General features: G+C 46.7%; 11 protein-coding genes. 4 read left to right on the top strand and 7 right to left on the bottom strand.

Features of this window, described 5'->3' with window-relative positions; all coding sequences use genetic code 11:
* Nucleotides 1-151: 151 nt before the first annotated feature.
* The 3 genes from ACIGBN_RS00480 to ACIGBN_RS00470 are packed head-to-tail and all read right to left on the bottom strand — an operon-like array spanning nucleotide 152 to nucleotide 4,197.
* A complete protein-coding gene (locus tag ACIGBN_RS00480; RefSeq protein ID WP_396663028.1) occupies nucleotides 152-1,579 on the bottom strand; it encodes a sigma-54-dependent transcriptional regulator in 1,428 nt (475 codons plus the stop codon).
* Entirely contained in the window at nucleotides 1,576-3,267 is a 1,692-nt protein-coding gene (locus ACIGBN_RS00475) for a transporter substrate-binding domain-containing protein (RefSeq protein WP_396663026.1), read from the bottom strand. The genes ACIGBN_RS00480 and ACIGBN_RS00475 overlap by 4 nt, the downstream gene beginning before the upstream one ends.
* A gap of 3 nt (nucleotides 3,268-3,270) precedes the next feature.
* Nucleotides 3,271-4,197 (bottom strand): LysR substrate-binding domain-containing protein, encoded by a 927-nt coding sequence (locus ACIGBN_RS00470; protein WP_133001991.1) that lies wholly within the window; start codon nucleotides 4,195-4,197, stop codon nucleotides 3,271-3,273.
* Between the two features lie 232 nt (nucleotides 4,198-4,429).
* Here ACIGBN_RS00470 and ACIGBN_RS00465 point away from each other — a divergent pair, with 232 nt between their 5' ends.
* Both ACIGBN_RS00465 and ACIGBN_RS00460 read left to right on the top strand, forming a co-directional pair.
* The gene (locus tag ACIGBN_RS00465; RefSeq protein WP_243711918.1) at nucleotides 4,430-5,137 is read left to right on the top strand and encodes an aspartate/glutamate racemase family protein; all 708 of its coding nucleotides are present in this window, start codon (nucleotides 4,430-4,432) and stop codon (nucleotides 5,135-5,137) included.
* Nucleotides 5,138-5,371: 234 nt separating this feature from the next.
* On the top strand, nucleotides 5,372-6,652 hold the full coding sequence (locus ACIGBN_RS00460) for a dicarboxylate/amino acid:cation symporter (protein ID WP_396663023.1): 1,281 nt from the start codon (nucleotides 5,372-5,374) through the stop codon (nucleotides 6,650-6,652).
* 136 nt (nucleotides 6,653-6,788) lie between these two features.
* Here ACIGBN_RS00460 and hutG read toward each other — a convergent pair whose 3' ends face one another.
* The 4 genes from hutG to hutU all read right to left on the bottom strand — a co-directional run bounded on the left by hutG (nucleotide 6,789) and on the right by hutU (nucleotide 12,312).
* The gene (gene hutG / locus ACIGBN_RS00455) at nucleotides 6,789-7,619 is read right to left on the bottom strand and encodes an N-formylglutamate deformylase (RefSeq protein WP_396663021.1); all 831 of its coding nucleotides are present in this window, start codon (nucleotides 7,617-7,619) and stop codon (nucleotides 6,789-6,791) included.
* Nucleotides 7,612-8,850: an imidazolonepropionase gene (gene hutI / locus ACIGBN_RS00450; protein ID WP_396663019.1), complete on the bottom strand. Its 1,239-nt coding sequence runs from the start codon at nucleotides 8,848-8,850 to the stop codon at nucleotides 7,612-7,614. Before hutI ends, hutG begins: the two co-directional genes overlap by 8 nt.
* 168 nt (nucleotides 8,851-9,018) lie before the next feature.
* Complete coding sequence (gene hutH, locus ACIGBN_RS00445) at nucleotides 9,019-10,554, bottom strand: histidine ammonia-lyase (protein ID WP_396663017.1); 1,536 nt, start codon at nucleotides 10,552-10,554, stop codon at nucleotides 9,019-9,021.
* 60 nt (nucleotides 10,555-10,614) lie between these two features.
* Nucleotides 10,615-12,312: a urocanate hydratase gene (gene hutU, locus ACIGBN_RS00440; RefSeq protein ID WP_133001995.1), complete on the bottom strand. Its 1,698-nt coding sequence runs from the start codon at nucleotides 12,310-12,312 to the stop codon at nucleotides 10,615-10,617.
* 304 nt (nucleotides 12,313-12,616) lie between these two features.
* On the opposite strand from hutU, the gene ACIGBN_RS00435 reads away from it, so the two are divergent.
* Together ACIGBN_RS00435 and ACIGBN_RS00430 are read left to right on the top strand one after the other, a co-directional pair.
* Nucleotides 12,617-14,026 (top strand): formimidoylglutamate deiminase, encoded by a 1,410-nt coding sequence (locus ACIGBN_RS00435; RefSeq protein ID WP_396663015.1) that lies wholly within the window; start codon nucleotides 12,617-12,619, stop codon nucleotides 14,024-14,026.
* The gene (locus ACIGBN_RS00430) at nucleotides 14,016-14,639 is read left to right on the top strand and encodes a HutD family protein (protein ID WP_396663013.1); all 624 of its coding nucleotides are present in this window, start codon (nucleotides 14,016-14,018) and stop codon (nucleotides 14,637-14,639) included. The genes ACIGBN_RS00435 and ACIGBN_RS00430 overlap by 11 nt, the downstream gene beginning before the upstream one ends.
* Nucleotides 14,640-14,654 lie beyond the last annotated feature (15 nt).

The raw sequence follows: 14,654 nt of genomic DNA, 5'->3' as shown, positions 1-14,654 counted from the left end.
TAAGCCTAGTACAGGCCGAAAAACATCTCAATTTAGAATTGTAAGCTTTTGAAAAGGCAGGAATTCTGTTTATAGCCAAGTACAAAAGCAAAAAAAAGAACCAGGGGATAAAACATCACTTAGCTCTTCTTAGAAAATACGCATCGCGACTCTATTCAGAAGGAGTCTCTAGACCTTTACGGCTTTTTAGCCTTTTGCTTAATGCGGGCTGAGAAATCCCCAACAATCGAGCCGCGATAGATTGGTTGCCATTGGCCCGTTTCATCGCTTCGTCGACCAATAAATCCGCTGATTTTTGCAAGGTTGGCAACGGGTGATCAACTGGGTATTGGAAAAAAGCGTCTGCCGTTTCAGGGCTTATGGATACATCGGCATTGTCACAAGCACGCTTAAACACCGCCATCGATAAGATACCGCCTCGATGACGACTCACGGCATCAAAACACAAGGCCTGCAACTCTCGAACATTGCCTGGAAAAGCGTAGTTCTGTAGCAAAACAGGCAATTCTTTTGGCACTGTTGGCTTACTGCGCCCCAGTTCTTGTGCCGCTTTTTCAAGAAAATATTCCAATAATAATGGAATATCTGTGGGCCTTTTTCGTAATGCTGGCAAGTCGACTTGATGGGTACACAGGCGATAATATAAATCTTTTCGAAAGCTGCCATCGGCTTGTTTGGTGTCTAGATTTTGATGCGTCGCAACTACCAAGCGCGCGTTAAGCCGCTTTGGTTTGTCCGACCCTAGTGGGTAATATTCGCCTTCTTGTAACAAACGCAATAATTTCACTTGCGATGCCAAACTAAGGTCCCCAATCTCATCTAAAAATAGCGTCCCACCACTGGCCTGCTCCACCATGCCTGATCGAGCTTGGTCGGCACCACTAAAAGCGCCACGGGCATGCCCAAATAAGGTATCGGAGAAAAAGCTATCGTCCACGCCAGCCACGTTCACACTGACCAATGGCCCAGTGCGGCCGCTCAAATCATGAATAGCTTGGGCAATGGCTTCTTTGCCCGTGCCACTTTCTCCTGTAATCAGCACGTGCCGACTGCTTTCTGAAACAGACTCTAAATACTGAAACACCAGCTTCATGCCTTTGTCTTGCGTCAAAATGTCCGCAAATGCCTCTGGATGCTTTAGTGTGTCGGAGAAAAACAAACGTCGCATTTCTTGGTTTTCTAAACGCATTTCCTGCATTTCAATGGCGCGTTTTATGCCATCGATCAAACGCTTTTCTTCTGAGCTTTTAATAAAGTAATCAAACGCACCAGAACGAATACAACTGATGGCGGTTTCCAACTGGTTTAAACCGCTGACAATAATGACATGAACCTCAGGGTGCCTTTCTACAATCTCAGACAGCAAGGCCTCGCCCGATAAGTGCGGCATATTAATGTCTAACAGCACCAAACCAATGCTGTGTTTTTCAATCATATCCATGGCTTGCCGACTGTCTTCACACGTATAAATATGATTAATTCCGGCGGCGGTTTCTAACAGTAAACTAAAACTTCGCAAAAACGAGGCTTCATCATCGATCAACAACACACCGAATGCGGGGTACAAATTCACACTCATATTTCTTCGCCTTTCACACTAATGGGCAAGGACAAGATTGCGCGTGTCCCTAACCCTAACACCGATTCATACTCCAGCGTCCCGCCATGTTCTTGAACAATCCCCGACGACACAGAAAGCCCTAATCCCATTCCGCCTTGATCCCGCTTCGTGGTGAAAAACGGATCATTTAGCTTAGAAAGGTTATCTGGCTCTATGCCTCTTCCTTGGTCTTGCACCTCTAAACACACCATAGCTCTTTCTTCATTGTAATAAGAGATCACCTTGATGCCTTCTTTTTGGCTACTCAGGGCTTGGCATGCATTCACAATCAAGTTGATGACAACCTGCTCTATTTTTTGTTTATTGCCTAAAATCTTTGGCAAAGATTTGCTCAGCTCCGTACTAAAAGTAAAGGTCGATTGCTTAATCGTATTATCCACCAGCCTGATTGACACTTCGGCGACCAGATTAAGGTCTACTTGCTCGCTTAAATCCAGTGGGCCTTGACGAGCAAAGTCTCGAAGATCATCCACAATACGGCGAATGCGCTGGGCTCCAGTGGCAATGTCTTCTAGCATATAGGGGATTTTTTCGCGCATTCTGCTGTATGGCAAACCGCCGAGATCGAAGTCTCCGTGGTCACGATAATAAGCGTCATAGGCCTCTTCACTGTCTCGCAATACGCCCTTAAGTATGGAAATATTCATCGACACCAGACTGCAAGGGTTATTGATTTCATGGGCAACACCAGACACCAATACCCCTAACGAAGCCATCTTGTCCGCTTGTAATAATTGCTGCTGTTGTTGCTTTAATTCTTTAGTGCGACGGTTAACTTCTTTTTTGAGCATGCGATTCCAAACCACAATTCCGCCCAATGTAATCAATAACAACAAAGAGAGGATCGCCGCGGTCTGCCCTACTTTTTTCCAAGGGTATTGGCTTTTCTCTAATGCGCCAAACCACTTTTCGTAGATCGCTTCCTGCCTGCCGGTGTTTTTTAAAATCGCCAGACCTTCGCTAAACTTAGCCAACAAGTCTTCATTGCCTTTTTTGACCCCAAAACCATAACGCTGAGCAGCAAATGTCTGTCCCACCGGCTTGATGTTCGACAAAGCAAACTCTCGCCCCAAATACAAACCAGGAAGGTTCGCCACCACCGCATAATCGTGTTTACCAGACGCCAGTAATCGCAAAGCATCCGCGTGGGTATCCACGGTAAACAAGTTCATTTTAATGTGCTGCTCTAAAATCAAGTCGTGCATAATGCCGTCCTTCTGCACTATGACTTCCTTACCTTTAAGATCTTCTATGCTATTGATACTGGTTGACTGGTCGTCTCTGGCAAACACCGACTGATTAATAATCGCGTAGTGAGGGGAAAAATCATAAACTTTGGCGCGCTCATCGGAATAGGTAATTCCTTGCAATACATCGATCTCCCCCTTTTCTATCGCGTCTCGCATGTCGGACCATTTGCCTAAACGGATTTCAATATTAATGCCCATCACGGCGGCAATTTCTTTGGTGAGTTCAGTGCCATAGCCTGTGGGGTTGCCCTCTTGATCTAGGAATTCGTAAGGAGGGTAATTAAAATCCCCACCGACAATCACTACTTTGTTGGTCGATCCAGCAAGCGTTCTAGCGTCGGCCTCCAACGAAGGCAAAAAGAACAAGCAGCAAACACACACATAATATCGAAACATGATTTAGGTCTTTTCCAGTGAAGAATCTACAACGTCATAACGGCGCTGCAAAATACCCCAGAGCCTTTCCGCTTCAGGGCTTAACAGTCGATTACAACGATAAACACACACGGTAAGAGGCAACTGCCAAGAGGCGTCGCCACAAATAGACAAAAACCCTTGTTTAAGCTCTTCTGTCACAGAGAAAGTAGGCACCCACGCCACACCCATGCGCTGTAGCGCCATCACTTTAAGGCTGTCGGCCATTGGAGATTCAAACAACTGACGAAGATTAAGTTTACGTGGCGGATCATCCAACAAGCTTTTTACCCGTCGACCAAGATAAATGCCCTCAGGGTAAGCGAGGTAAGGGATGTCTTCTTGTGTCTTTGCATCTAAGCTGTATATCGGCTCCCCTTCTTCGTCTTGATAACACACAGGCACTAACGATTCTGTCTGCAACTCTAGTCGCGAAAAGAGCCCATTTGACAGGCTAAAGTCGTCAAACGCGACAAGAAAATCACACAAACCATTTTTCAGCGCATGCACGCTGTCATCGACATTGGCAACCAATTGACGGATCTGCACATGCTCTAAATCGGCTTTAATTGACTGCGCGAAGGAGGGAAAAAGGGACAACGAAAGCGTGTGCGAAACGGCCACATTCAAAACCGGCGTAGCGGATTTTTTTAAGGCACAAAGGTGGGCAATACTTTCATTCAATTGTGAGACTAGATTTTTAGCCGTAATCCGAAACAAGGTACCTTCATCGGTTAATTGTACTGGGAACCGAGTTCTATCAATTAACTCACGGCCTACCGCGGCTTCTAACGCTTTAATACGGCGACTAAAGGCTGGTTGGGTTAAAAACCTTTCCTCCGCAGATTTTGAAAAGCTTTGGGTATGGGCGAGTGATAAAAAATCTTCAAGCCACTTTGTTTCAATATTCATGGAATTCAGACCTTCTAAATAATAACCCTAAGTATACCTTTTTAGCGACGATAAACACCCAATAGCCCTCTTATGCGTTCTTTATACAAACCAAAATAACCAACTAACCATATGATTTTATTAATTAAAAATACAGTATATGTTTAATACGCATAGCCCTTGCAAAAGCGGCATTAGAACGACCTAACTTTCAGCGTTACTGTTGCCTTGTTAACTTAAAGAGGAAATCGCTGTGAGTGCTACAATTGGTATTTTAGGTGGTATGGGTCCTTTGGCGACATTGGATTTCGTACAAAAAATTATTCATCATACCCATGCAGGCAGTGATCAGGAAAATATTCCTCTGCAGATTCATTGCGTCCCGCAAATTCCTGATCGCACCGCTTTTCTCATGGGCAGCGGAGAATCCCCACTGCCCGCACTCACCGCAGGCCTCAATACTTTAATCGCCACCAAAGTAAGCTGTATTACCATTCCCTGCAATACCGCCCACTATTGGCATCCAGATTTACAAAGCATCTGCTCGGTTCCGATCCTGCATATTGCGCAAACCTGTGCCCAACAATTAACCCACCAACACATTAAATCGGTTGCCCTCATGGCGACAGATGGCACCTTAAAAGCCGGTTTTTATAGCAAAGAATTGGCGCAGTACGGTATCGAATTAACACTGCCATCGACAAAAATTCAAGAAAAAGTCATGAGTGGCATTTACTTAGTGAAAGCGGGCTCAGTCGAAGAAGGCGCCAAAATACTGGAAGACTGCGTGAAAGACTTACTAAGCACAGGCGTGGAATCCATCATTCTCGGCTGCACCGAAATTCCTTTCGCTTTAGACCATATACATTCAGAAACCAAGCCATTCACACTCGATGCGACAGACACTCTCGCTAAAGCCTGTGTTGATTGGTACGCCATTGCGAAACAAGAAACCTTATAACTTAAGTTATACGCAGGCGTTTGGTTATAGCCATTCTAACCAATTGAAAAACATAGAGTTTTTATTAATAGCCTTAGATTTTCAATAATATAAGTTATACCGTTTTTTTAAATAGATTTAAAAATTAATCCAATAAAAACAAAGCGTTAAATAGATAAACCTAGCTGGCACACCAATTGCAAATTCACATAATTATAAATTCTAAAAAATAACGAAATACAAAAGGAAACCTCTATGACAAATAACACAACAGACCAAAAGCAACCTGGCTTCTGGGGAAAAATGCCACTGTGGCAGAAGATATTCATCGGTATGGGATTAGGGGTCGTGGCTGGGGTACTCCTTGGGCCAGACTCTGAGTTTCTAAAACCCATAGGCACCTTGTTTGTTAATGCCATCAAGATGCTGATAGTGCCACTTATTTTCTGCTCTCTCGTAGTAGGTGTTACCTCTATGGAAGACAGTCGCAAAATGGGTCGCATTGGCGCTAAATCCGTTGTTCTTTATTTAGGAACAACAGCCGTAGCCATTACCATAGGACTAGTATTTGGGTCTGTTTTCGCCCCTGGCGCTGGCTTAAATATGGTGGCAAATGAAACCTCAACCGTGATGAAAGAAGCCCCTACTTTAGTGCAAACCTTTTTAAACCTTATTCCTAAAAACCCGGTGAATGCCTTAGCGGCAGGCAATATTTTGCAAATCATCGTCTTTGCATTGGGTCTAGGCATCGCGCTTAATCTATGTGGCGAAAAGGCAAAACCGGCGGTTGCTGTGTTTGAAAGTCTAGCGGAAGCCATGTACAAACTGACAGAATTGGTTATGAAACTAGCGCCATACGGTGTCTTTGGTTTGATGGCTTGGGTTTCTGGCAAATACGGTATCGAAGTCTTGCTACCATTAATCAAAGTAATCGCTGTCGTTTACCTTGGCTGTATCGTTCACGTTCTTGTCGTTTACGCAGGCTTAATCGGTACTATCGGTCGCTTGAATCCTGTGCGTTACTTAAAAGCCTTGTTAAACCCTGCTGCCGTTGCTTTTACCACTACCAGTAGCTCCGGCACCTTGCCTGCTACCATCAAAGCATCACGTGAAGAGCTTGGTGTTTCTAAAGGCGTTGCCAGCTTCGTCTTGCCATTGGGCGCCACCATCAACATGGATGGCACCGCGTTATACCAAGGTGTGTGTGCTCTTTTCATCGCACAAGCTTTTGGCATTGACCTAGACATGGCCGATTACCTACTTATCATCATGACTTCTACTCTGGCTTCTATTGGTACTGCTGGTGTTCCTGGCGCGGGCTTGATCATGCTGTCATTGGTACTTACCACCGTTGGCCTACCTATTGAAGGCTTAGCGATTGTTGCCGGTATCGACCGTATCCTAGACATGGCGAGAACCAGCGTAAACGTATGTGGTGACTTGATGGTGTCTGCACTGGTCGGCAAAAGCGAAAATGAGCTAGACGAATCAATCTACAACAAAGAAGGCTACAGCAAAGAAAGCACAGTGGCCTAACCTGTAATAGCCATAATTGGCTAAGAAACCACGACCAATAAAAACGCCCGTCTTTTGCAAGATGGGCGTTTTTTTGTGGAGATTAAATATCTCTAAACTTGGCTAAAAAGTTCTCAAAGAAATGCTCCTTTGAACGTTAGAGCTTCACACTCAACAAAGCGTCCACCAGTTTTCTCAGTTGTTTCTGAATCACGGGGAATTTACCTTCGTCCAGTAAGTATTGACCTTGTTTTACTAGCTCGTCGTTTAGATAGGTGGCTTGAGAGAGTTCCAGCTGGATGGCATGAATGCCTTCTGCTGGCTGACCAAAACCACGGGTGATGTAGCCGCCTTTAAAGCGACCATTAGCCACTTGGCTGTAGTTGTTCGACAAACACGCTTGCGCGCTTTTTAAAACCGCAGGGGCACAAGATTCACCGGCGTTGGTGCCCCAGTTAAAGTCTGGCAGTTTGCCCTCAAACAACATAGGCACTTCTGCTGCTATGCTGTGTGCATCCAACAAAATAGCGTAACCAAATTTGGCTTTAATGCGCGCCAGCTCGTCTTCAATTTGCTGATGATATGGGCGCCAGATCTGCTCTTTGCATAATGCGTGATGCACATCTGTAGGTTCTTTTCCTGCTAAAAACGTCGGGCTTTCATCAAACAAAATATCTGGGAACAACCCTGTTGTCTTAGTGGTGTACAAGGCTGCATCATCATAAGGTCGATTTAAATCAATCACATAACGCGAGTAATTGGCTGAAATAACACTGACGCCACGAGCCGCTAGATCGTCATAAAGCTCTGGAATATACCAATCCGTATCGGGCAAGCGCTTGGCTTTCTCCGTCAACGACGCTTCTTCTGTTACGGTTAATTGCAAACCAGAATGCGGCATACTCACCAATAATGGCGAATCCCCCTGATGGAACTCAAAAGGCGATTCAATCCGATTATGAACAGGCTGAAGCTCTACATTACTCATGGCATACTCCGTGTTGGATGCGTTGTTTTACTAATTGCCCACCTAACCAATAACAAAGTTCACCAGGACTTTCCACATCCCAGCAGACAAAATCCGCCACCTTGCCGACTTCTAAAGAGCCATGAGACTCACTGATCCCTAAGGCTTTTGCCGCATGAATCGTTGCCCCTGCCAGTGCCGCTTCAGGTGTCATACCAAATAAGGTGCACGCCATGTTCATCATCAAACGCAACGATAAAGCAGGCGATGTACCTGGGTTGGCGTCCGTTGCAATGGCGATGTCTACACCATATTGACGCAGCAAATCCAGCGGCGGCAACTGGGTTTCTTTCAGGGTGTAAAATGCCCCCGGCAGCAACACTGCCACAGTGCCAGATTCGGCCATGGCCTGCACATCAGATTCTTCCATAAACTCCAGATGATCCGCTGACAACGCCTGATAAGAGGCAGCCATACGCGTACCGCCTAACGCAGAAAGCTGCTCCGCGTGAATCTTCACTGGCAGTTTCAATTCTTGAGCTCTTTTGAAATAGCGTGACACCTGCTCAGTGCTAAACGCAATCCCTTCGCAAAACGCGTCCACGGCATCGGCCAAACCAAGTTCAGCCACTTTGGGCAACACCGTCTCGCACAAGTAATCAATGTAGGCGTCTTTATTATCGAACTCTGGTGGCATCGCATGCGCAGCCAAACAAGTACGCTTAATGGTGACTGGAAATTGCTGTTCCAATACGGCCGCTACTCGGAGCATTTTTAGCTCACTGTCCAATGACAAACCATAGCCTGATTTGATTTCAATGGTGGTCACACCATCCGCCATCAGGCTTTTCAAACGTCGTGTTGCACTGACAACCAACTCGGCTTCACTGGCGGCGCGCGTGGCGTTCACAGACGAGGCAATACCACCGCCTTGTTTGGCAATCTCTTGGTAGCTCACACCGTTCAAGCGCTGCTCAAATTCTCCCGCACGATTACCGCCAAACACCAAATGCGTGTGGCAATCGATTAGCCCAGGCGTCACCCAGCCGCCGTCGAGATCATGCTCTTGCTTCGCTTGATATTTGGGTAGCAAATCCGCTTCACCAAGCCATGCAATACGACCGTCAACAACACCAATGGCGGCGTCTTTAATGATGCTGTAGCGCCCTTCTTTCATGGTCGCTACATGCGCACCACGCCATACGCTATCCAATTTAAGCGCTGTTTGGTCGTCAACCATTGATGCTGTCATTCTTTACCCCTACTGTTGTCCGCTTTTCATTACTATTAAATACCCCTTGCTATCACACACAAAGTGACACAAGAAAACGGCTGTTAACGACTGCAAGTTTTTACAACCAAGAATGCCTCTTTCGAGGCATTTATAACGTCTGGTTTATTCACAGCGCTCAATCAGCACTTACAACACGCTAGGCAACAAACCAGTAGGCATGGTGTTGTTATGCACCGCTTCTAACAAGAGCTCATTGGCCTTTTCGATGTCGGTCGCAAAGTAACGATCTTTGTCATAAAAAGGCACACGAGAGCGCAATGTCGCACGCGCTTCTTCTAAGCGTGGGGTCGATTTCAATGGCGCACGAAAATCCAACCCTTGCACAGCAGATAAAATTTCAACCGCCAAAATTCCACGAGTATTTTCCGCCATGTCTTTCAAACGACGCGCCGCGAAAGTCGCCATAGAAACATGGTCTTCTTGGTTGGCAGACGTTGGCAAACTGTCCACTGACGCAGGGTGTGCGTAGCTTTTGTTTTCACTCGCCAAGGCCGCTGCGGTGACTTGAGCGATCATAAAACCAGAGTTCACACCACCGTTATCCACAAGGAAAGGCGGCAATTTACTGAGGTTGCTGTCGATCAAAAGTGCCATGCGACGCTCTGACAAACTGCCGATTTCAGCAATCGCCAAGGCTAAGTTGTCCGCAGCCATAGCAACAGGCTCCGCGTGGAAGTTACCACCAGAAATAATGTCACCTTCTGCAGCAAACACTAATGGGTTATCAGAAACCGAGTTGGCTTCGACACACAAAACCTTCGACGTGCTGCGAATCTGCTCCAAACACGCGCCCATCACCTGTGGCTGACAACGCAAAGAGTAAGGGTCTTGAACCTTTTCACAGCCTTGATGAGAGTCGCCTAACTCACTGGATTCACCCAATAAGTGACGATACGCAGCCGCGGCGTCCATTTGGGTCTGATGACCACGAACTTCATGAATACGCGCATCAAATGGACTACGACTGCCCAATGCCGCTTCTACTGACAAGGAACCACAGACGATGGCAGAAGCAAACAAATCTTCCGCTTCAAATAAACCTTCAAGCGCAAATGCCGTCGACGCTTGCGTGCCGTTCAACAATGCCAAACCTTCTTTAGGCGCTAAGGTAATCGGCTCAAGTCCTGCGATGGATAAAGCGGCTTGCCCAAAAATGACTTCACCACGATAACGGGCTTTACCTTCGCCCAACAAAATCGTACTCATGTGAGCTAAGGGGGCTAAATCACCAGAAGCGCCCACTGAGCCTTTTTTCGGAATGCATGGGTACACTTCTTTATTGATCAGCGTGAGTAGTGCTTGAATCACTTTTAGACGAATACCAGAAAAGCCACGAGCGAGACTGTTTACTTTCAAGGCCATAATCAACTTGACGGTTTTATCGTCCATCAACTGACCAATGCCCGCCGCGTGAGACAGCACAATACTGCGCTGTAACTCATCTAAATCTTCTGGCGCAATACGAGTATTCGCCAGCAAACCAAACCCTGTGTTAATTCCGTAAACGGTGCGATTTTCTGCGATCACATCATTTACCACCTGTGTACTGGCATTGATTGCCGCAAACGCACTTTCATCTAAGCTCAATTTCACCGAACGACGACTGATTTGTCGTAATTCATTTAGCGTCAATTGACCTGGTTTTATCGTTAATTCAAACATGATGATCCTTAATTTTAATTCTCTGCGTTGCAATGTTGTTCGCACTAACGCGTAGGATTTTTATTTTGTTTGGTTGCCCGTAATCATCGGCAAATTCAAGCCTTGTTCTTTCGCGCATTCAATGGCGATATCATAGCCTGCATCTGCGTGACGCATAACACCGGTTGCTGGATCATTATGAAGGACACGAGCAATACGCTCAGCGGCATCATCACTACCATCACACACAATCACCATTCCCGAATGCTGCGAGAAGCCCATGCCAACACCGCCGCCGTGGTGCAAAGACACCCAAGTGGCACCAGACGCCGTGTTCAATAATGCGTTCAATAATGGCCAATCCGACACCGCATCAGAACCATCCTGCATGCCTTCCGTTTCACGGTTCGGGCTTGCTACAGAACCTGAATCTAGGTGGTCACGACCAATGACGATTGGCGCCGACAATTCGCCGCTGCGAACCATTTCGTTAAAGGCTAGGCCAAGCTTGGCACGTTGACCAAGACCAACCCAACAAATGCGCGCTGGCAAACCTTGGAACTGAATACGTTCACGTGCCATGTCTAACCAATGATGTAAGTGCGCATCATCCGCAATCACTTCTTTTACTTTTGCGTCGGTTTTATAAATGTCTTCTGGGTCACCCGATAACGCCGCCCAACGGAATGGGCCAATACCGCGACAGAACAATGGGCGAATGTAGGCTGGCACAAAACCTGGGAAATCAAAGGCGTTTTCTACGCCTTCTTCCATCGCCATTTGACGAATATTGTTGCCGTAGTCAAAGGTTGGTACGCCCATTTTCTGGAAATCCAACATGGCTTGGACATGAACCGCCATGGTTTTCTTCGCCGCCGTGACGATTTCAGCAGGCTGAGTCAGTGCTTTTTCACGGTACTCTTCCCAGCTCATGCCAGTGGGTAAATAACCATTTAGTGGGTCGTGCGCCGATGTTTGGTCAGTCACCATATCTGGACGAACACCGCGTTTTACCATTTCTGGCAAGATGTCGGCGGCGTTGCCACATAGAGCAATAGAAACCGCTTTACCTTCTGCTGTGTATTTTTTAATGCGCGCTAGTGCGTCGTCTAGGTCGGCTGCTTGCTCATCCACATAACGGGTACGTAGACGGAAATCGATACGGCTTTGTTGGCACTCAATATTCAAAGAACAAGCACCGGCCAAGGTCGCGGCCAATGGTTGCGCACCCCCCATACCACCAAGACCCGCAGTTAGCACCCAACGACCCGTTAGGTTGCCATCGTAATGTTGGCGGCCCGCTTCAACGAAGGTTTCATAAGTGCCTTGCACTATGCCCTGACTACCGATGTAGATCCAAGAACCCGCGGTCATCTGGCCGTACATAGCCAAACCTTTGGCGTCCAGCTCATTAAAGTGTTCCCAGTTTGCCCAATGTGGCACTAGGTTAGAGTTAGCGATTAACACGCGAGGTGCGTTGCTGTGTGTTTTGAATACGCCTACTGGCTTACCCGATTGAACCAATAATGTTTCGTCATCTTCTAACTCAGTGAGGGACTCGACAATTTTGTCGTAACTTTCCCAATCACGGGCAGCGCGACCAATACCACCGTAAACCACTAACTCTTCAGGGTTTTCTGCCACATCAGGATCTAGGTTGTTCATCAGCATGCGCATTGGCGCTTCGGTAAACCAAGATTTAGCGGTTAACTTTGTTCCTGTTGCCGCTTTTACCACACCGGCACGATAACGCTTTTGAGTAATAGTTTGCTTAGTCATTTTCTGCACCTTTAAAAAGAAAGCCAATCAGGCATCTCGAAACGAATTAGAATGAACATGTATATACAATCAATCTAAAGATAAAATCTTCGTTTTCTATATGCAAGTCTTTTTTCTGAAAAAACACAGAGTATTTCTGTGGAAAACAACTTTTAAAGAGAGTGAAAAAGCGTAAAACCCTTGTATAACAAAGGCTCTATTTAAGTGACGACCCAGCAAAAATGAAATAGATAAAAACAAACTTGTATATACATTATATTTTCTATTACACTCAAACCATTCTAACTAACCTAGGAATGGCATTGTGAGCAGTCTTAACCAAACAAATTCTGACCTTAAATATTTTTTTGCAGAGCGCGCCCTATTGCCGACAGGCTGGGTGAACAATGTGCTGTTTTCGGTTAAAGATGGCCAATTCCATTCATTTGCAGAAAACACGACAGCCACCGACACAAGCACAAGATTGTCTGGACCCGTTCTGCCTACTATGGCGAACCTACATTCCCATGCTTTTCAACGGATCATGGCGGGCGCCGCTGAAGTCAGCTTGAACCCAAACGATAGTTTTTGGAGTTGGCGCGATCTGATGTATAAAATCGTCCAAAAACTCACCCCAGACGATGCCCACATCATTGCAAAGCAGCTTTACATCGACATGTTAAAAGCGGGCTACAGCCAAGTAGGGGAGTTTCATTACTTGCACCACGACATAGGTGGCAAGCACTATGGACAGTTGGCCGAAATGTCGAATCAGCTCATCGCAGCTGCCGATGATGCAGGCTTAGGCTTAACCCTACTGCCAGTGCTCTACTCTCATTCAGGTTTCGGCGGACAAGCCCCCAATGCCGGGCAAGCGCGATTTATTCATTCCACCGACTCTTACTTAACGCTGCATCAAGCCTGTGCTAAAACATTGGCCAATCATCCGATTCATCAATTGGGCGTTTGTTTTCACTCGCTGCGCGCGGTCACTAAACCGCAAATCGACACCGTATTGCAGACATTAAACGCCTCTTTCAACACAACAAGTCCGATCCATATTCATATCGCAGAACAGCAAAAAGAAGTGCAAGACAGCATCAATTGGAGTGGGCAACGGCCAGTAGAATGGTTGCATAACGAAATTGGCTTGAGCGATCGCTGGTGTCTGGTGCACGCCACGCATCTAACAGAAACAGAACGCCAAGCCATTGCCTCCAGCCAAGCCATTGCGGGGCTTTGTCCGACCACAGAAGCCAACTTAGGCGACGGCATTTTTCCTGCGGTGGCGTTTGAAAAGGAAGGTGGCCGCTGGGGGATTGGCTCTGATAGCCATGTGAGTTTGTCGATTGTCGAAGAGTTACGAACATTAGAATACGGCCAACGCCTACGAGACCAACAACGTAACCGCCTGTACCGGCCAGAACAAACCAGCGTCGGTGATAATCTCTATCAGCAAGCATTATTAGGCGGGAATCAGGCCTGTGGCGTCTCTCTTGGGCTGGCGGCAGGTAACCGAGCCGACTTCATGGTACTCGATGAAAGCCAGCCTTTTATGGCCGCCAGTGACAACAAAGATTTGCTCAACCGCTGGTTGTTTGCGACCAATGAAAATTTGGTAAAAGACGTTTTTGTCGCAGGGCAACAACGCATTAAAAACTTCCACCACGAACACGAAGAAAGTAGCCGTAGCGCGTTTATTCGAATCATTAAAAAGGTGATGTATGACGCTTAACACCCCACTTCACTGCCACCTGATTGAGCAAAGCGATTATTTGCGCATGCCATGGAAAAATGGGCTAGGTGAAACACTCGAAATCCAACGTCATGACGATGAGCAAGGCCTGCGCTTTCGCATCAGCCAAGCCTCTGTCAACGATCATGGTGTTTTTTCCGACTTCAGTGGCTTACATCGCACTTTGGTTTTACTGAGTAGCCAAGGTATGACGCTTAGCCATCGCAATGCCAATAACGAAAGCGTAGAACACGCGCTGACAGCCCCTTTAGACATGGCATGCTTTGCTGGCGGCGATCACACCCATGCCAGCCTAACAAAGGGGCGAATTGAAGACTTAAATATCATGGTGCGAGACAGCGATACCCTTGCAACAGTACACGCCTGCTTCGCACCAACGGCCTTATCGCTACCCAGCAAAAACAGCCTACTAACAGGCTTTTATGCCAATGAAGAAAGTCTATTAGTGTTTCAAATAGATCGCACTGGCGACACTGAAACGCGACGCCTTCCGGCCCAAAGCTTTATGACCTTCTCTGCCAGCAATAACGAGCTTGAGAGCCTCCAAGTGATGAGTGGTAGCGGTGTATGGATCGATATTCTGCCGAGGTAAAAACAACCAAGCCGG

Origin of the sequence: Marinomonas sp. NPDC078689 (genome assembly GCF_044542435.1) — a bacterium.
GTDB lineage: Bacteria > Pseudomonadota > Gammaproteobacteria > Pseudomonadales > Marinomonadaceae > Marinomonas > Marinomonas arenicola.
Note: the sequence above shows the minus strand (reverse complement) of the source record. Positions and strands in the feature narration are given on the sequence as shown.

Excerpts from the sequence above, each read along its gene's own strand:
- hutI (WP_396663019.1), bottom strand. The coding sequence starts at position 8,850 with ATGACAGCATCAATGGTTGACGACCAAACAGCGCTTAAATTGGATAGC.
- hutU (WP_133001995.1), bottom strand. The coding sequence starts at position 12,312 with ATGACTAAGCAAACTATTACTCAAAAGCGTTATCGTGCCGGTGTGGTA.
- ACIGBN_RS00475 (WP_396663026.1), bottom strand. The coding sequence starts at position 3,267 with ATGTTTCGATATTATGTGTGTGTTTGCTGCTTGTTCTTTTTGCCTTCG.
- hutH (WP_396663017.1), bottom strand. The coding sequence starts at position 10,554 with ATGTTTGAATTAACGATAAAACCAGGTCAATTGACGCTAAATGAATTA.
- hutG (WP_396663021.1), bottom strand. The coding sequence starts at position 7,619 with ATGAGTAATGTAGAGCTTCAGCCTGTTCATAATCGGATTGAATCGCCT.
- ACIGBN_RS00480 (WP_396663028.1), bottom strand. The coding sequence starts at position 1,579 with ATGAGTGTGAATTTGTACCCCGCATTCGGTGTGTTGTTGATCGATGAT.
- ACIGBN_RS00470 (WP_133001991.1), bottom strand. The coding sequence starts at position 4,197 with ATGAATATTGAAACAAAGTGGCTTGAAGATTTTTTATCACTCGCCCAT.
- ACIGBN_RS00430 (WP_396663013.1), top strand. The coding sequence starts at position 14,016 with ATGACGCTTAACACCCCACTTCACTGCCACCTGATTGAGCAAAGCGAT.
- ACIGBN_RS00460 (WP_396663023.1), top strand. The coding sequence starts at position 5,372 with ATGACAAATAACACAACAGACCAAAAGCAACCTGGCTTCTGGGGAAAA.